Here is a 16,165-nt window from a genome sequence, read left to right as displayed (position 1 = left end):
AGCTGTACATTACCTGTTTGAACCTAAGCATCACTACTTAGATTCGTGCTGTTGTTTCCAATCTTTCAAAGAACTTTTGATCATTTGCATGATCGCTGGTGATGTGTGAGATCCGATCTCCGTGGCACTCTTGCCAAACATCTTTTTCAATTTATCCTGCAACTTTCGCTTTCCGTTTGTTGCCCCGTTGTTGTTGGGGTTGCAAAGGTAATCAACTTTTATTTTCTACCAAATCTTTTTAAAGATTTTTTTAAATTTTATTTTTTCATGGTAGCTGATCGCAGAAGCACTGATACCAGCTATTAGCAGCTGTACCGCCATGATAAAATAAGTGTAGAAATGTAGTGTCGGAAAGAGCTTTTGTATACGTGCTTTCTATCAAAGCGGAGCGCAAAGGTAGGCGGAATTTTTACACTTCCAACTTTTTCACCCGACTATTTTTTAGATTTCTCTGTAATCCTTTGTGGCAAAGGATTACAGAGATCAAGAATTATTGACGATCAAAGCGTATTGGCTGCAGCAACCCATCAGGATATCTTACTTTCATTAAAAACAAACCCTGCGGAGGAACTGCAAAATCAGCATTTGTACAATCAAGGCTTTCTATCGCTGCCTTAAACTGATCCATAGAAAGCTTACCACGCCCCACTCTCAGCATGGTTCCTACCAGTCCACGCACCATACCACGCAGGAACCGGTTGGCTGTAACGTTATAGACTATACGCTCTCCGTCTACCGTCCAGTACGACTCGGTAATGTTGCAGATATAAGTCTTCACCTGCGTATTGCGCTTGGAAAACGTGGTAAAATCGCTGTAACCCTTAATCACTTCCGCGGCTTCCTGCAATGCAGTGATATCCATCTTATAAGGGAAAAAGTATCCGCGGTCTTTCAGAAAAGGATCTTTGCGGGTATATAAAGTATACTCATAGGAGCGGGCCAGCGCTGCAAACCGGCTGTTGGCATCCGGCGGCACCTGGTAAATAGCCCGCAGCACGATATCATCAGGGAGAATGGCATTGATCTTATACAGGAACTGCGGATGAAGGGGCAATTCCGTATCAAAGTGCAGAAAATTCTGTTGTGCGTTTACACCGGCGTCGGTTCTGCTGGAGCCGGTGCTTTCCGTCTTTTCCCGGAATAATATGCTCAGCGCCCGGTCTATTTCCGCCTGCACGGTATGTGCATTTTCCTGTACCTGGAAACCGCTGTACTGCGCCCCCTTATATCCTACTTCAATAAAGTACCTGTTCATATGGGGGCGAAAATAAAGAATTACGGACTATCCGGAATGAATTACGGAGTTATAGTCAGATGATCCCGTGATCTATCTTCCCATAACTCCGTAATAATGAAGGTTATATTACTTATGCAACATGGCTTTGAACCGGCCCCTGTAATAGTCATCTATTAACAGGGTTTCCAGCGAACCGTATTTCTCGGTATCCACTGTTTTGGAATAGGCTGCATCCAGCAGGCGATAGCGCGTATCATCCGCAGTGAGCAACTGTACCAGGGTTTTCACCTGCACTGTTTCCAGGCAATAGTTGCGGGTTTGTTTCTTAAATACTTCAATCATACTGTTATCCGTTCTGGCAGCTACAAATTTGCGTAACACCTTGCGGAAAGTATCATCGTCCATTACGTTGGTGCAATCGGTATTGATCAGGCGCGCATCGGCTTTCTTCTTTTCCGCAGTCGTCATTTCAGGCACCACCTCTGCTCCTACCGGCGCTCCTGCTGCATCTGCATTCACCACTTCTTCGTCACTGCGTTTCTTTTTCTTTTTGCTCTTTACCGGTTCTTCGTCCGTAACTGCAATACCATAGCCACTGGAATCCGTAATGATGTTAGCCGGATGCTCTGTATCGTCAAAGATTTTTTTCTTTTTCTTTTTGGCGCGTACCGGCGCTTCTTCTGTGGCAGTTACCGGCACTTCCACCACTACCGGCGCAGCAGCTTCTGTAGTGGCTGCAACAGCCGCAGACGCTTTATCATCCTGGAATTCTATAAAGTCAGGATCTCCTTCTTTTGCTTTATGTTTCTTTGATTTCTTTTTTACCGGCTCTTCTGCAGGAGCAGCGGCCTTCTCAGCGTCTTCGGCAGCAGCTTCGCTGGCGGCGGTTTTACCTTCTTCAGCCAGTACGCCACTCAAAATAGCCTGTTCTTCTTCTGTTAAAGGTTCTCTTTCTCCTTTATTGCGTTTCTTCCGGGGCTTCTTTACTTCTCCTTCAGCAGCCACTGGCGCCACTTCCGCGGGAGCAGCTTCTTTCTTCACTTCCGGTGCAGGTTCCGGCTCGTTCCTGTCGTCGCCGCCTACCACTACTTTATCGAGTGCAGAAGCAAAAGGATTTCCTGATTTGGCGGGAGCTGCGGATTTAGCAGGACCGGTTACAATTGCTTTATCGGCAAAAGTAGTTTCCAGGTCCTTCTGCAGGTTGGTCATCATTTCCTTTTTGGCGGTATCCAGTTCCGGCACAATGGAATCTGCAGCCGGAGGCGCTGCCGCCAGGGCAGTTTCGCCTGCATCTGACCTGAGTTCCCGGAAGGTTTGCAGGTTATATAAAGAATAACCGGCTTCGCCGGATTGCTTCAGCAGAAAGCCCTGATCACTTTTTGTTATTCTAAGGTTAAACTGCGCTTCCTTAGCTTCTTTGTTTGGAAAACCCACTGTAATGGGCGCCGTACCTGTTTCCAACCGGGGGATAATAATGTAGCCCCTTTCGGTGGAACTCAGCACTTTGCCGTTATGTTTTACATAAAACGGCTGTCCCTTCTCGCTCTGAATATACACGTAGTGGAGTTGTTCCTGCGCCCACAGCCGGCCGCATAGTAACAGACATGCCCATACGAATATTACTGTCCTGTATTTGAGATGCATACTATAAATTGGTATAAAACTGTCCTTGTGCAAATATTATTCCAGCACGATCAGCACTTCGCCTTTTTCCACTGCGGTGCGCTCTGTTACCTTGATTTCTTTTACGATAGCATCTGATCCGGCCTTGAATACGTTTTCCATTTTCATGGCTTCCAGTATCAGTACCGGGTCGCCTTTTTTGATGGACTGTCCGGGGGTTACCAGCACTTTCAGCACCAGTCCGGGCATCGGCGCCTTGATGTCATTCACCTTTTTGGTCATCGCATCCTTGATCCCCATTGATGCCAGCAGCTGGTCGATCGGCTCTTCTATCACCACTTCAAACTGCTGCTGATCTATCTGTAACACCACGGTTTTAGTATCTTTCTCTATCCTCAATACCTGCGCCTGGTAGCTGCGGCCATCCATTATAACGCTGTAATCGCCGGTAGGCAGCTTCACTGCCGACCAATCCACTTCCTGGTTATCGCAGGTAAGCTTTGTATCGTTATTAACGGCAAATGTAGATTTACCATTCACTATTGCTTTGATCATAATGCTGTTTTATTGGCCTGTAAGCTCAACAAAAATAGCATTTTTAACCACTTACCTCATATTTGGTCCATTTGTTTAAATTTGACTCTTTTTAATTGGCGCAAGCCGATACATTTGTTTAAAACAGTCTTTTACATGAATCTACATCTGAAGCAATCCCTGATGGGGATGCTGATCGGAGGAATAGCCGGACTGGGGATGAGCACTTCCCTGATGGCACAATCTGACAAAGCTGCCCAGGAAGACCCCGCACTAAAGATCTACCGCGCATCCGCCACTAAAGTGAACGATCTGGTACACACTAAGCTGGACGTACGTTTCGACTACGCCAAACGGTACCTCTATGGCAAAGCCTGGATAACCCTCAGGCCACATTTTTATGCCACCGACTCCCTCACCCTGGACGCCAAAGGCATGGACATCAAAGAAGTGGCAGTAGTAAAAGCAGGTAAAAGTACTCCGCTGAAATACAGCTACGACGATCTGCAACTGCATATTGCTTTGGATAAAAGCTACAAAGCCACTGAATCATATATCATCTATATCAGTTATACCGCAAAACCCGATGAACTCAAAGTAAAGGGAAGCGCCGCTATTTCTGATGCCAAAGGACTTTATTTCATCAATCCCGATGGTAAAGATCCTAAAAAGCCCACCCAGATATGGACACAGGGCGAAACGGAAAGCTCCTCTGCCTGGTTTCCCACTATCGATAAAACCAACCAGAAATGCACCGAGGAAATCAGCATGACTGTGGAAAAGAAATATGTAACGCTTTCCAACGGTAAGCTGGTAAGCCAGAAAAACAATGCTGACGGTACCCGTACAGATACCTGGAAGATGGATCTCCCCCACTCCCCTTACCTGTTTATGATGGCTGTAGGCGAGTATGCCATTGTAAAAGATACCTGGCGCGGCAAAGAAGTAAATTACTATGTGGAAAAGCCTTTTGAGAAATATGCCAAGAACATTTTTGGTAACACTCCCGAAATGCTCACCTTCTATTCCAAAATACTGGGATATGATTATCCCTGGGTGAAGTATTCCCAGATCACAGGCCGCGACTACGTTTCCGGCGCCATGGAAAATACCACCGCCACCCTTCACGGGGAGTTTATACAGAAAACAGACCGCGAACTGCTGGACAACAACAATTACAATGAAAGCGTAATTGCGCATGAACTGTTCCACCACTGGTTTGGTGACCTGGCCACTGCAGAGTCCTGGAGCAATCTTACCGTGAATGAATCCTTTGCAGACTACAGCGAATACCTGTGGCTGGAGCATAAATATGGTAAGGACGCGGCAGATGAACACAGCCTGGAAGCGGCGCAATCGTATATGTCGATGGTGCAATACGCCGGCGATAAAGACCTGGTGCGCTTCCATTATCACGACAAAGAAGATATGTTTGACCAGATCACCTATCAGAAAGGCGGCCGGATCCTGCATATGCTCCGCAATGCCGTTGGTGATTCTGCCTTCTTCAAATCCCTGAACCTTTACCTGAAAACAAATGCCTTTAAAGCTACAGAAGCGCACCAGCTGCGTTTGGCGGTAGAAGAGGTAACCGGCAGGGATATGAACTGGTTCTTCAACGAGTGGTATTTTGGCAAAGGCTTCCCGCAGCTGGACATCAGCTATAAGTATAACGATGCCGCCAACACGGTGACCGTTATTTTACAGCAGATCCAGAAAGACAGTAAAGTATGGCATATTCCGATGGCCGTTGATATATATGCAGGCGGTAAAGCAAACAGGCATAACATCTTCATGGAAAACAGGGTGGACTCTTTCACTTTCTCTTATACAACTAAACCAGACCTGGTAAATGTAGATGCAGATAAGGTAGTTTTAGCCAAGATAGATGACCACCGGGCGTTTAGCACTTATGCTTATCAATACGCCCATGCACCTAATTACATGGACCGCCATATTGCAATAGATGAAGCAGCAGATGCACAGGCTACCAATCCGGAAGCCGTGAAACTGTTGGTGCTGGCTTTGAAAGATAAATACCACGGCCTGAGAACTTATACCATCGGAAAGCTGAACCTTGGCAATGAAGCCGTGAAAACCGCTGCCCTGCCTATTTTGACGGATCTTGCCAAACAAGACCCCAGCTCCCTGGTACGCGCAGCGGCGTTACAGCAACTGGGTGAATTAAAAGATCCACAGTATGCCGCTTTATTTGAAGCAGCCACAAAAGATAAATCCTATGCTGTAGAAGCCGCCGGCCTGGAAGGCTTAGCCACCCTGGATTTAGACAAAGCGTATAACATTGCCAAACAACTGGAAGGTGATACCAAAGGTAAACTGGTGAATGCTATTGCCGGTGTATATGCCCGGAAAGGGAATGCTTCCGATGTTACTTTTGTAGCAACAAAGTTTGATGAAACCTCCGGTCAGGACAAGCTGAATGCGGCTTTCGACTACCTGGGTTTCTTATCAAAAATCAACAACACCCCGGCTGTGATAAAAGGTGTGGACCAGGTGAAAGCCATGACCGCACAATTTAACAACTCACAGGTAAGCACTTACATCAGCAACTGGATGCAGGAAATCAGCAAAAGCAAATCGCAGGAAGCTACAGCCACTACCGGCGCTAACCGCGATGAGCTGCTGAAGCAGGCAGACTATATGGCTAAGGCATCAGAGGAGATCAGGAAGAGTATTAAGTGATTGTGGCGTAGGTTGTCTTTCTCAGGATTCCCCTGATTTTACTGATTTATTTTTTTATACCAGATAATGGGAGATAGAAGCCGGACGTCGCTTTTATCTCCCATTATCTTTTAAATCCTTAAAATCAAAAAGTAAATCAGTAAAATCAGGGGAATCCTGAGAAAGACAACCTACGCTATGATCTCCACGAGGGCATTGAGCTTAGGATCCCAACGCCAGGGAGTATTGGCGAGTCTTACACCACCGAGCCAACGATGCTCGAGTGATACATAGTCGAGATAATTTTCTTCCTCTTCCAGTATTTCCCTTCCCAGGCTGGTAATTTTCAGCATCTGGTCGTGTTCTTCAATTACGCCGGCATTAGCCATGCGATGGATGAGGATATCGAGCTGGAAGTTGGTGAAGCCGTATATTTCCAGTTCGTTCCAGAAAAGCATGTAGAGGTCGTACCAGCGGTAACTGCCCAGTACGAGGCGAAGCAGGAAATAGTTTTCGATGGTGCTCAGGCCGGTATTAACATCGGGGAAACGTTTCAGGTGTGCGTTGATGGCTGCGGGCAGGTATTTCAGATTCCCGGCAGAGAGTTTACTGATTGTTTCCAGCACCTGTGGAGTACTGAGGCACCAGGCATCCCATACATCGGCGGCCCAGGTGATATCCTCTGGTTGAAGCCGTGTGCGTTGTTCAAAGATTTGCGGGAAGTCTTCCGCATTGGGGTGATGGTGCAGATCCACCAGGCTGATGGGGGGCAGAGTGGAGAGCCGGCTGCTGAGGTAATAAAGGACGAACAGCATATTGATCTGGCAGAACAGGTCATATTCAAACCAGAGTACAATTTCATCTGTACCGGAGCCGGAGAGATCTAACTTCTCCAGCTCCTGTACTACATTGGTATAATAAGTTTGTTTATCAATTCCGTAGTGGAATTCGAGGTGTTTGGCGCGGCTTTCAAAGAATTCTGTGAGGTCTTTTGTATATTTTACTTTGCCTTCGCACATCATTTCCCGGCATACCACTATTTCCCCCGGCACCTTGCTTTCCCGGAACAAGGCAAGGGTAGCATCTCCATTTAACACATGCAAGTATGACATAAAATAGTTTTCCTGCTATTACCAGCTGCCGCTGGCGCCACCGCCGCCGCCGGAACCTCCTCCGAAGCCGCCGAAGCCACCACCTCCTCCACCACCGGACCATCCGCCTCCGCCGCTGCCACTGCCAAAGCCTCCCATGCCGCCTATTACCGGCCATATCCATCCGCCGCGCCTGTTATAGGTGGTTCCGCCACCTCTGCCGCCGCCACCGCCGCGGCCAATAATGGAAACGATGATCACGATGACCATGATGATCAGGAATATAGCGCCCGGGCTGATGCCGGGTTTGCTTTGCCGCGGATCTGCGCGGTATTCGCCGGCAGCTGCTTTCTGAATGGCTTCTACGGCGCCATCGAGGCCCTGATAGTAGTGTCCTTCACGGAAAGCTGGCTTTATGATCTGTGCAATGATCTGGTTGGCAACTGCATCGGGTACTACGCCTTCCATGCCATAGCCCGTTTCAATCCTGATCTTCCTGTCTTCCACTGAAACAAGAATAAGGATACCATTGTTCTTGCCTTTGGTACCTATTCCCCAATCGCGCAATATTTTTAATGATACCTGACTGATATCGTAGTCGCCGATGGACTTGAGTGTAACAATTGCTATCTGCGTGGAGGTGCTGTCGAAGTAGGCCACTACTTTTTGTTCGAGGGCATCATCTTCAGTTTTCAGCAATACGCCTGCAAAGTCATTAACTAAAGTGGGAGGATTAGGCCGGGGCGGTATATTCTGTGCATTCGCCAGCAAACCCGCCATCATTAATAATCCCGGTAAAAACCAGCGTAGTATCCTCATTGTATCAAAGCTAAAATCGTTTAAAAAGAGTGGCTTTTATTTGCCGAAGACGATATCGTCAGGCAATTCATTAGCATCGTTACCGGCTTCGTGCGGGAAAAAAGTGCGGAGTGAGGCGCCTATTTCCGCTATACATGCTTCAATGCCGTCGATAATACGATTGTTCTGAAAGTGGTCGATTAATAATCCTGCTTCTTTCACCCAGAATTCGTCACCTACTTTCTCATGTATGCCCTGGTCGCCCAGGATGGCAAACTGCCGGTCTTTAATGGCCACATATACCAATACGCCGTTGCGCAATTTTGTTTTTCCCATATCGAGTGACACGAAAGCTTCTTTCGCTCTGTCCATAGGATCCACATAGCTGCAATGGCTTTCTACAAACAACCTGATTTCTCCGGAAGTAAGCCGTTCTGCTACCCGGATAGCCTGCACGAGTCTTTCTTTCTCCGTTTCTGAAAAAATCTCTTTTCGTTTAAAAGGGAAAATGCGCATGCTGTATATAATTTTTTTGATTTCCGTTCCGGGGATGCCGGTATTGCACCAGCATCCCGGAGGCGGCTTATCTTTTAAAGGTTGTTTTAGAATTTAACCTGTGGAGCATTTTCGGAACCCGCGGCTGCTTCGAAATAACCTTTTTGTTTAAAGCCAGTGATACCGGCTACAATGTTGTTTGGGAAAGTACGAACGGAGCTGTTGTAAGCATTTACCGCTTCGTTGAAGTCGTTACGGGCAACATTAATCCTGTTTTCCGTTCCTTCCAGTTGTGCCTGGAGGTTCTGGAAGTTAGCATTTGCTTTCAGGTCGGGGTAGGCTTCTGATACGGCGAGTAAGCGGCCCAGTGCCTGGCTTAACTGTCCTTGTGCAGCCTGGTATTGCTGAATTTTTTCAGGGCTGAGATCATTCACATCTACTTTGATCTGGGTAGCGCTGGCGCGTGCCTGGATCACTTTTTCGAGGGTTTCAGTTTCGAAATTGGCGGCGCCTTTCACTGTGGCCACCAGGTTAGGGATCAGATCAGCACGGCGTTGATAGCTACTTTGTACCACTCCCCATTTATTTTTCACGTTTTCGTCTTTAGTCACGAGGCCGTTGTATTTACCACAACCTAACATGACCAGCAATGCGAGTACTACGATAACAATAATTCCTGTTTTCATCTGAATTTAAATTTAAGTTTTAAGTGCCGGCAAATGTGCAAAAGGTATTCCCGATTTTACGCTTGCCGGTGTAAGTAGTTTTTTCACCGGTGAACGCTATAAAAAAAGCGGTTAACGCGCGCTTTTCATAACTACACGAAAATATGGAAACTCCCCCACTAAATCGCTATTGGATAAGGAAACGGCTATTTTTTAAAAAAGTTCATTCATCCTTGAAATATTCGTCATAAAACAGTATGTTTATATGTACCTTTGTTGGGTGTAAAATGCTGAACGTTTTACTATATGATTTAAGGTGAATGGGGCAGAATGGATACAAAATCGATATCGAAAGTTTCATTGTTTCTAACTCATTTATTATCAATAACTTGGAACTAAGTCTGCTTAAATGAGTGCACAACACATCCATATACTCTATATTGATGATGAAATACACAATCTGAATGCTTTCAAAGCTTCATTCAGGAGGTTGTACAACGTAGTTACAGCCACTTCTGCAGAAGAAGCAGAAAAGCTGCTGGCAGAACAGGAATTTCACATCATTATCTCGGACCAGCGGATGCCCAAAACAACCGGGATAGAGTTTTTTGAATCAATACTGGAAAAGTACCCCGAGCCTATACGTATGCTGCTGACCGGCTATGCCGATATCAACGCAGTTGTAGATGCCATTAACAAAGGACAGGTATATAAATATTTCTCCAAACCCTGGAATGAAGAGGAGTTGAAACACAATATCGAGAAGGCATATGAAGTGTACGCCCTCCGCAAAGAGAACAAAGAGTTAACCGCCAAATTGCTTGATGTAAACCAGAAACTGGAGTTCCTGGTAAGACAGAAACTAATTTCCTGATCATTATTGGAGGCAGTGAAAATAAGGAGGAGTTCCTGTGAAGTGGGGACGGGCCTACTTATGCCTTACTGTTGCGTTGCACGCAAGGTGGACTTGATCAGGATAACATATACTCATTCCCGTTGGTGTAACAGCACTGTGTGAGGTGTACACAAAGTAGTATTATACTTCTTCCCGCGCGCTTCTTTGTAACGCGGCACTTTCTTTACATCCGGTATTACAGTTACCCGCTGTTTTTTCACTGCCGGCGGCACCACTGCGAGTATATCTGCCGCCACAAACCGGCGGTTTGCCGTTGCCAGCGGGCCATTGAAGCTTCTTACCTGTACTATTACCAGCAACGTTCCTTTTCCCGGCAACGCCACATCCAGCTCAATATCACTGAAGCGTGTATCCATACCGATCATAACACTGGCCGTACGACTACCTGTTATACGCCGTTCCAGGAAACTGACGCGAACAGCAATGACCTTCACCTCCAGGTGGGTGGCTGTGCCCTCCGGCCGCAATGTTTGCGCGGGTATAGTTACCACTCCGGCAGGTGACATCATCGGCTGCTGACAGAAGAAATTCTCCACGCCGGCGTGCCTGTTGAACCGGAAGCCGTTTAACATTTGCAGCTGACTTTTCCCTGCGGAGATCAACGTCTTGTTCAGGCGGTTGACCAATGAGCCATCGCGGGAGATATCCAGATGCGGCGTAACGGCCTGCCGGACCAGTTTTCCTTTCCTGCTGGCGATACCAAAATCGCGTGATGCGTGCCGGGTAGCGGCGGTTTGCCGCACCGTTTCGGGCATGGTACGGAGGTAATATTGTCCGTTCCTGCGGTAACCGATCAGGTTACCCAGCTTGCCCGTAAAACTGATTATTCCTGTTTGTTTTGCCATAAGCGTTAACTTTTTTACTGAAAATAAGATAAAACCACGGGAGGGTTTCCGGGCCGGATTTAGAGATTGACAAAAGGGAGTGTATCGTGTATTGGATGTTCTTCAAACGGGAATGGACTACCGCTCCGCTTTCTCTAAAGCGTCATGAACTACCATTCGAAACTATCTAAATCTGTAAATGTTGATTTTCCTTTAACTTGCACCACATTGTGAACTTAATTTCCTAGAATCATGCAAGTTTGGAAAGATTACCAGGCAGAGAACAAAGATCGTTTCCTGGATGAATTACTGGCGCTGTTACGCATTCCTTCTGTGAGTGCGGATTCCCGTCACAATAAAGATACCCAGCAATGTGCAGAAGCGGTAAAAGTACGTTTGGAAGAAGCCGGCGCAGATAAAGTAGAAGTGTGTCAGACTGCTGGTCATCCGATCGTTTATGGCGAAAAAATCATAGATCCATCCTTACCCACCGTACTGGTATACGGTCACTATGATGTACAGCCTGCAGATCCGCTGGAACTGTGGCATAGCGGTCCGTTTGAACCGGTGATCAAAGATGGTAATATATATGCCCGTGGCAGTGCAGACGACAAAGGCCAGTTTTACATGCATGTAAAGGCTTTTGAAACCATGAACAAAACCAACACCATTCCCTGCAACATCAAATTTATGATTGAAGGGGAAGAAGAAGTAGGTTCTGCTAACCTCGGCATCTTCCTGAAAGATAACAAAGAGCGCCTGAAAGCAGATGTAGTACTGATTTCAGATACCTCCATGATCAGCCTGGAAAACCCTTCCATTGATACCGGTCTTCGCGGACTGGCTTATATGGAAGTAGAAGTAACCGGTCCTAACCGCGACCTGCACAGTGGCGTATACGGCGGTGCAGTGGCTAACCCGGCAACCATCCTGGCAAAAATGATTGCTTCCCTGCACGATGAAAATAACCACATCACCATTCCCGGTTTCTACGATAAAGTACAGGAACTGAGCGCAGAAGAAAGAGCCGCACTCAATGCCGCTCCTTTTGATGAAGAAGAATACAAAAAAGACCTGGGTGTAGCTGATGTTTGGGGAGAGAAAGGTTTTACCACTATCGAAAGAACCGGTATCCGGCCAACGCTGGAAGTAAACGGTATCTGGGGTGGTTATACCGGCGAAGGTTCCAAAACCGTATTGCCATCCAAAGCATTTGCCAAGATCTCCATGCGCCTTGTTCCCAACCAGGACTGGCACGAAATATCGGACCTGTTCACCAAACACTTTGAAGCCATTGCGCCAAAGAGTGTGAAAGTGAAAGTAACCAAGCATCATGGTGGCAGCCCGTATGTTACCCCGATCGACTCGGTAGCATTTAAGGCAGCCCACAAAGCCATCAACGCTACTTTTGGCAAAGATCCTATCCCGGTGCGCGGAGGAGGTAGTATTCCTATCGTAGCACTGTTTGAAAAGGAACTGGGGCTGAAAACAGTACTGATGGGCTTTGGACTGGATAGCGACAACCTCCACTCTCCCAACGAGAAGTATGGTTTAGCCAATTATTACAAAGGCATTGAAACCATTCCTTATTTCCACAAATTTTTTGCGGAAATGAGTAAATAGCCAAACCGGCGGCAGCCACGGTTGCCGCCGGCTTAAAGTTTTGAATATGAGTAATACCGAAAAAGTACGCGTAGATAAATATCTCTGGTCCATCAGGGTGTTTAAAACCCGCAGCCAGGCTGCAGATGCCTGCGACGGCGGTAAAGTAAAGATGAACGGCTCCTCAGTAAAAGCCGCTAAACCTGTGAACATAGGCGATAAGTTTGAGATCAGGAGCGAAGCCCGTAAGTGGGTGATTGAAGTAACCGGCCTCATTTCCAACAGGGTGGCCTATCCTGAAGCTATTAAGTATTATATAGACAATACCCCGGATGAGGACAAACTGGCGCCAGCCTTTGTTCCATCTGTATTCCAGACCGGTAAGCGCCAGAGTAAGATTGGCCGTCCAACGAAGAAAGACCGGCGGAGTATTGAAGGGTTTATGGAGGGGGATGAGGAGGAGTGATTAGCGTGTTTACTTTTAACCTGGCTATAACATCAGCTGATAAAGGATTTTATAGAGTATCGCTAAAAGTCAGCACAAAAAAGGTCAATCGAAATGGATTGACCTTTTTTTTAATAGTGGTATCTACATTGTAGGATGTAGATAGAATCTTCTATTACTTTATACACCAATCTATGCTCCTGGTCAATTCTTCGGGACCAGCATCCAGCCAGGTTTTCTTTGAGCAATTCGGGTTTCCCCAAACCTTCAAAAGGCTGTCGCATCGTGTCTTTCAGTAATTCGTTAATCTTTTTCATGATCTTACGATCATTTTGTTGCCAGTATAAGTAATCCTCCCAGGCATTACTATCCCATGTAAGCGTCATTTACTCTTCAATTAAATCATGTTTTTCACCGTTACCATTGTTAGCTCTTTCTAAAGCCTCCATTAAACGGGTTCTATTTTTCTCTGATCTCATGAGGTGTAACGTTTCCTGAATAGAATTATATTCTTCCAGGGAAATAATCACAACACTTCTCTCATTACCACGCGGTACGATGAGTACATCATGATTATCAGAAACGTTATCAAGATGTGCTTTCATTTTATGCCTGAAATCACTGTAATTTACTACTTGCATATTATGCTACTTTATATAATAAGTACCTATAAACGTACATAATTTTGTACTTACTTTTGTAAAAGTAGTTCGTTTATGCGAACCTTCCAAATATTTGCGGGGTTAAATTGCTAATAGCAACGCTGTTAAAGCTTTTAGCAATTCATTTTTCATAACCTGTCTTTCAGCTCCTGCTGTACTTCCCAGGCGAGGTCTTTTATTTTTTCCATTTCGGCGATGCTGAAAACGGCTGCATGGTGGCGTGTTTCGCGCGCCTTTTTGTAAAACGTGCTTTCACTCCAACCGCATTCTTCACAAACTTTTTCGCGGAATTTAACGGCGCTGCCAGCAAAGCCTTCGAGGAGAGAACGGAGTGGATTGGATTGTACAGTTTTTGTTGGTTGCATGATATGTATGGTTTTGGTTAACAAGGCTGTTACTATGAAGCAAAGATAATCATTTAAATTCACACGAGGGCATATATGTCCTCAAAATTACTATTCATTTTGTTCATATTCGATTTAAGAATATGGACATCAATAAACAAAAAGAGCTGGAAAACCTGGGGCGAAGAATCCGCCAACTCAGAGAGCAAAAAGACTGGAGCCAACGTGAAATGGCCTCCCGCTGTAATATTGATTCCGCCAGTATTGGTAAAATGGAAAGAGGTGAATTAGATATAAGATACACTACACTTTTACAATTAGCGCTTGTTCTTGAAGTAACTCCTGCTGAACTGCTTAATAGTTAATCCTTCTCTCTAAATCATTCAAATTCTGTTAAAAAACTTGTACGTGGTTATGAATAATAATCAGGAAGCATTAATACTATTGGGAGCCAAACTGCGATATCTAAGACAGCAAAAGGGATGGAGTTTGCGCCAAATGGATGCCCATTGTAATATTGAATTTTCTAACCTGGGACAAATAGAGAAGGGTAAGGTAGATATAAGATTTTCTACTATCATCCGGCTGGCTAAGGTACTTAATATCCCTCCCCGCGACTTGTTTGATTATCCAGATCAGGAATAATTACTTCTGTTTCCTACACGAAAAAACCGTCTTATCCATCCGCGGCGGGTTATTCAAATCAAACCCATAAGCTTTTGAAATGAGATACCAGGCCTGGCGCACCCGTTCAGCCAATGAAAGGCTTAAATCAACATTATCCGTATCTGCCTCAGCATACGTCTTGATTTTGAAGGCAGTTCTGTCAAATCTGTATGGTTCCATAAATTCGTGAATTTACTAATAAGAACCTCTCCTCTAGGCGATTCTCCCTTTTTTCTACAATTTCTCACTTTTGCGTAGTAATTTTGCATCCTCATTCTTAAACTAAGGATTTTCAATGCCTAAACAAAGCGACGTACTTACTGCCGATTTCCTGGTGAAAGTAGCAGAAGAATTTGGTACCCCGGTATATATATACCATGCAGAAAAGATTAAAACCCAGTATGAAAAGCTCCAAAAGGCATTTCAGAAGTCTGACACCCGCTTTTTCTACGCCTGTAAGGCATTGACCAACATCAATATCCTTAAGTACATCAATTCTATTGGTTGCGGACTGGACACGGTGTCGATCCAGGAAGTGCAGCTGGGCCTGAAGGCTGGCTTTGATCCTAAGAATATCATCTTTACCCCCAACTGTGTGGACCTGCAGGAAATTATTGCAGCGAAAGACCTGGGCGTAATCATTAATATAGACAACCTCTCCATCCTGGAGCAGTTTGGTAATAAGTTCGGTGGCAGCTATCCGATCTGTATCCGTTTGAACCCACATATCATGGCGGGCGGAAACTTCAAGATCTCTACCGGGCATATCGATAGCAAGTTTGGTATCTCCATTCACCAGATGCGCCATATCGAACGCATTATCAATTCTACTAAACTGAAAGTAACCGGCCTGCACATGCACACCGGCTCTGAAATCAAGGATGTAGATGTGTTCCTGCGCGGCGTGGAAGTAATGTTTGAAATGGTACAGCACTTCCCTGACCTGGAATCTATTGACCTGGGCAGCGGCTTTAAGGTAGCTTACCAGCAGGGAGATCCTGAAACAGATATTGACCTCCTCGGCAAAAAACTGAGCGAAGCGTTCAATAACTTTGCTAAATCATACGTACGTCCGCTGCAGCTGTGGTTTGAACCAGGAAAGTTCCTGGTAAGCCAGAGTGGTTACTTTGTAGTAAAGGCTAATGTGATCAAGCAAACTACTGCCAATGTATTTGTAGGGGTAAATTCCGGCTTCAATCACCTGATCCGCCCCATGTTTTATGAGGCGTTCCACCTGATCCGCAATATTTCCAACCCGAAAGGCACCGAGCGGATCTATACCGTGGTGGGTAATATCTGCGAAACAGACACCTTTGGATGGGACCGTAAGATTAACGAGGTAAGGGAAGGCGATTACCTGGTGTTTTATAACGCCGGCGCCTATGGCTTTGAAATGTCATCCAACTTTAACTCCCGCCTGAAACCGGCGGAAGTGCTGGTAAAAGATGGCAAACCGCACCTGATCCGTAAACGTGATACATTAGAAGATCTGCTGAAAAACCAGATCGAATTGCAATAAATCTTCCGGATTTCCGCGGATTCAGGTATTTGATTATCAGGTGTATAGCACATTTGACAAAT

At 45.7% G+C, this 16,165-nt stretch carries 19 protein-coding genes; 7 read left to right on the top strand and 12 right to left on the bottom strand.

The annotated features are described in order from the left end of the window. Positions 1–490: 490 nt before the first annotated feature. From truA to B5Z18_RS33005, 3 genes are all read right to left on the bottom strand, one after another. Entirely contained in the window at positions 491–1,255 is a 765-nt protein-coding gene (gene truA / locus B5Z18_RS31930) for a tRNA pseudouridine(38-40) synthase TruA (protein ID WP_079473640.1), read from the bottom strand. Between the two features lie 108 nt (positions 1,256–1,363). After that, on the bottom strand, positions 1,364–2,881 hold the full coding sequence (locus tag B5Z18_RS31925) for a proline and serine-rich protein 1 family protein (RefSeq protein WP_079473639.1): 1,518 nt from the start codon (positions 2,879–2,881) through the stop codon (positions 1,364–1,366). A 36-nt stretch (positions 2,882–2,917) separates the two neighbouring features. Beyond that, the gene (locus B5Z18_RS33005) at positions 2,918–3,415 is read right to left on the bottom strand and encodes a biotin/lipoyl-containing protein (protein WP_079473638.1); all 498 of its coding nucleotides are present in this window, start codon (positions 3,413–3,415) and stop codon (positions 2,918–2,920) included. Positions 3,416–3,550: 135 nt separating this feature from the next. Between B5Z18_RS33005 and B5Z18_RS31915 the strand changes: the two genes are divergently transcribed. Then, positions 3,551–6,097: a M1 family aminopeptidase gene (locus B5Z18_RS31915; protein WP_079473637.1), complete on the top strand. Its 2,547-nt coding sequence runs from the start codon at positions 3,551–3,553 to the stop codon at positions 6,095–6,097. Between the two features lie 170 nt (positions 6,098–6,267). Here B5Z18_RS31915 and B5Z18_RS31910 read toward each other — a convergent pair whose 3' ends face one another. From B5Z18_RS31910 to B5Z18_RS31895, 4 genes are all read right to left on the bottom strand, one after another. Continuing rightward, on the bottom strand, positions 6,268–7,188 hold the full coding sequence (locus B5Z18_RS31910) for a hypothetical protein (RefSeq protein WP_079473636.1): 921 nt from the start codon (positions 7,186–7,188) through the stop codon (positions 6,268–6,270). 18 nt (positions 7,189–7,206) lie between these two features. Next, positions 7,207–7,986, bottom strand: a complete 780-nt coding sequence (locus tag B5Z18_RS32975) for a TPM domain-containing protein (protein ID WP_079473635.1) — start codon at positions 7,984–7,986, stop codon at positions 7,207–7,209. 36 nt (positions 7,987–8,022) lie between these two features. Further along, positions 8,023–8,481, bottom strand: coding sequence for a TPM domain-containing protein (locus tag B5Z18_RS31900; protein WP_079473634.1), 459 nt, complete (start codon positions 8,479–8,481; stop codon positions 8,023–8,025). A gap of 86 nt (positions 8,482–8,567) precedes the next feature. Further along, a complete protein-coding gene (locus B5Z18_RS31895) occupies positions 8,568–9,146 on the bottom strand; it encodes a LemA family protein (RefSeq protein ID WP_079473633.1) in 579 nt (192 codons plus the stop codon). A gap of 388 nt (positions 9,147–9,534) precedes the next feature. Between B5Z18_RS31895 and B5Z18_RS31890 the strand changes: the two genes are divergently transcribed. Continuing rightward, entirely contained in the window at positions 9,535–9,999 is a 465-nt protein-coding gene (locus tag B5Z18_RS31890) for a response regulator (RefSeq protein ID WP_079473632.1), read from the top strand. A 113-nt stretch (positions 10,000–10,112) separates the two neighbouring features. On the opposite strand, the gene B5Z18_RS31885 is transcribed toward B5Z18_RS31890, so the two are convergent. Further along, positions 10,113–10,886, bottom strand: coding sequence for a hypothetical protein (locus tag B5Z18_RS31885; RefSeq protein WP_200817410.1), 774 nt, complete (start codon positions 10,884–10,886; stop codon positions 10,113–10,115). A 231-nt stretch (positions 10,887–11,117) separates the two neighbouring features. On the opposite strand from B5Z18_RS31885, the gene B5Z18_RS31880 reads away from it, so the two are divergent. Further along, complete coding sequence (locus B5Z18_RS31880; RefSeq protein ID WP_079473631.1) at positions 11,118–12,488, top strand: dipeptidase; 1,371 nt, start codon at positions 11,118–11,120, stop codon at positions 12,486–12,488. Between the two features lie 46 nt (positions 12,489–12,534). Continuing rightward, positions 12,535–12,933, top strand: a complete 399-nt coding sequence (locus tag B5Z18_RS31875; protein WP_079473630.1) for an RNA-binding S4 domain-containing protein — start codon at positions 12,535–12,537, stop codon at positions 12,931–12,933. 110 nt (positions 12,934–13,043) lie between these two features. Here B5Z18_RS31875 and B5Z18_RS31870 read toward each other — a convergent pair whose 3' ends face one another. From B5Z18_RS31870 to B5Z18_RS31860, 3 genes are all read right to left on the bottom strand, one after another. Then, positions 13,044–13,298 (bottom strand): Txe/YoeB family addiction module toxin, encoded by a 255-nt coding sequence (locus tag B5Z18_RS31870; protein ID WP_079473629.1) that lies wholly within the window; start codon positions 13,296–13,298, stop codon positions 13,044–13,046. Continuing rightward, entirely contained in the window at positions 13,299–13,553 is a 255-nt protein-coding gene (locus tag B5Z18_RS31865; protein WP_079473628.1) for a type II toxin-antitoxin system Phd/YefM family antitoxin, read from the bottom strand. Between the two features lie 149 nt (positions 13,554–13,702). Then, positions 13,703–13,939: a hypothetical protein gene (locus B5Z18_RS31860; RefSeq protein WP_079473627.1), complete on the bottom strand. Its 237-nt coding sequence runs from the start codon at positions 13,937–13,939 to the stop codon at positions 13,703–13,705. Positions 13,940–14,061: 122 nt separating this feature from the next. On the opposite strand from B5Z18_RS31860, the gene B5Z18_RS31855 reads away from it, so the two are divergent. After that, positions 14,062–14,283, top strand: a complete 222-nt coding sequence (locus B5Z18_RS31855; RefSeq protein WP_079473626.1) for a helix-turn-helix domain-containing protein — start codon at positions 14,062–14,064, stop codon at positions 14,281–14,283. Positions 14,284–14,332: 49 nt separating this feature from the next. Beyond that, positions 14,333–14,563, top strand: a complete 231-nt coding sequence (locus B5Z18_RS31850) for a helix-turn-helix domain-containing protein (protein ID WP_079473625.1) — start codon at positions 14,333–14,335, stop codon at positions 14,561–14,563. Here the strand turns inward: B5Z18_RS31850 and B5Z18_RS31845 are convergent, their stop codons facing one another. Continuing rightward, positions 14,564–14,764 carry a hypothetical protein gene (locus B5Z18_RS31845; protein WP_079473624.1) on the bottom strand — a complete coding sequence of 67 codons (201 nt, stop codon included), beginning with the start codon at positions 14,762–14,764 and terminating at the stop codon, positions 14,564–14,566. A 115-nt stretch (positions 14,765–14,879) separates the two neighbouring features. Between B5Z18_RS31845 and lysA the strand changes: the two genes are divergently transcribed. Beyond that, complete coding sequence (lysA, locus tag B5Z18_RS31840) at positions 14,880–16,103, top strand: diaminopimelate decarboxylase (RefSeq protein WP_079473623.1); 1,224 nt, start codon at positions 14,880–14,882, stop codon at positions 16,101–16,103. Positions 16,104–16,165 lie beyond the last annotated feature (62 nt).

Origin of the sequence: Chitinophaga ginsengisegetis, from assembly GCF_900168065.1 — a bacterium.
Classification (GTDB): Bacteria; Bacteroidota; Bacteroidia; order Chitinophagales; family Chitinophagaceae; genus Chitinophaga; species Chitinophaga ginsengisegetis.
This window is presented reverse-complemented; position numbering and strand designations above follow the sequence as displayed.

What these genes read in the sequence shown, in the direction of transcription:
- truA (WP_079473640.1), bottom strand. Translation starts at nt 1,255, where the DNA reads ATGAACAGGTACTTTATTGAAGTAGGATATAAGGGGGCGCAGTACAGC.
- B5Z18_RS31925 (WP_079473639.1), bottom strand. Translation starts at nt 2,881, where the DNA reads ATGCATCTCAAATACAGGACAGTAATATTCGTATGGGCATGTCTGTTA.
- B5Z18_RS33005 (WP_079473638.1), bottom strand. Translation starts at nt 3,415, where the DNA reads ATGATCAAAGCAATAGTGAATGGTAAATCTACATTTGCCGTTAATAAC.
- B5Z18_RS31915 (WP_079473637.1), top strand. Translation starts at nt 3,551, where the DNA reads ATGAATCTACATCTGAAGCAATCCCTGATGGGGATGCTGATCGGAGGA.
- B5Z18_RS31910 (WP_079473636.1), bottom strand. Translation starts at nt 7,188, where the DNA reads ATGTCATACTTGCATGTGTTAAATGGAGATGCTACCCTTGCCTTGTTC.
- B5Z18_RS32975 (WP_079473635.1), bottom strand. Translation starts at nt 7,986, where the DNA reads ATGAGGATACTACGCTGGTTTTTACCGGGATTATTAATGATGGCGGGT.
- B5Z18_RS31900 (WP_079473634.1), bottom strand. Translation starts at nt 8,481, where the DNA reads ATGCGCATTTTCCCTTTTAAACGAAAAGAGATTTTTTCAGAAACGGAG.
- B5Z18_RS31895 (WP_079473633.1), bottom strand. Translation starts at nt 9,146, where the DNA reads ATGAAAACAGGAATTATTGTTATCGTAGTACTCGCATTGCTGGTCATG.
- B5Z18_RS31890 (WP_079473632.1), top strand. Translation starts at nt 9,535, where the DNA reads ATGAGTGCACAACACATCCATATACTCTATATTGATGATGAAATACAC.
- B5Z18_RS31885 (WP_200817410.1), bottom strand. Translation starts at nt 10,886, where the DNA reads ATGGCAAAACAAACAGGAATAATCAGTTTTACGGGCAAGCTGGGTAAC.
- B5Z18_RS31880 (WP_079473631.1), top strand. Translation starts at nt 11,118, where the DNA reads ATGCAAGTTTGGAAAGATTACCAGGCAGAGAACAAAGATCGTTTCCTG.
- B5Z18_RS31875 (WP_079473630.1), top strand. Translation starts at nt 12,535, where the DNA reads ATGAGTAATACCGAAAAAGTACGCGTAGATAAATATCTCTGGTCCATC.
- B5Z18_RS31870 (WP_079473629.1), bottom strand. Translation starts at nt 13,298, where the DNA reads ATGACGCTTACATGGGATAGTAATGCCTGGGAGGATTACTTATACTGG.
- B5Z18_RS31865 (WP_079473628.1), bottom strand. Translation starts at nt 13,553, where the DNA reads ATGCAAGTAGTAAATTACAGTGATTTCAGGCATAAAATGAAAGCACAT.
- B5Z18_RS31860 (WP_079473627.1), bottom strand. Translation starts at nt 13,939, where the DNA reads ATGCAACCAACAAAAACTGTACAATCCAATCCACTCCGTTCTCTCCTC.
- B5Z18_RS31855 (WP_079473626.1), top strand. Translation starts at nt 14,062, where the DNA reads ATGGACATCAATAAACAAAAAGAGCTGGAAAACCTGGGGCGAAGAATC.
- B5Z18_RS31850 (WP_079473625.1), top strand. Translation starts at nt 14,333, where the DNA reads ATGAATAATAATCAGGAAGCATTAATACTATTGGGAGCCAAACTGCGA.
- B5Z18_RS31845 (WP_079473624.1), bottom strand. Translation starts at nt 14,764, where the DNA reads ATGGAACCATACAGATTTGACAGAACTGCCTTCAAAATCAAGACGTAT.
- lysA (WP_079473623.1), top strand. Translation starts at nt 14,880, where the DNA reads ATGCCTAAACAAAGCGACGTACTTACTGCCGATTTCCTGGTGAAAGTA.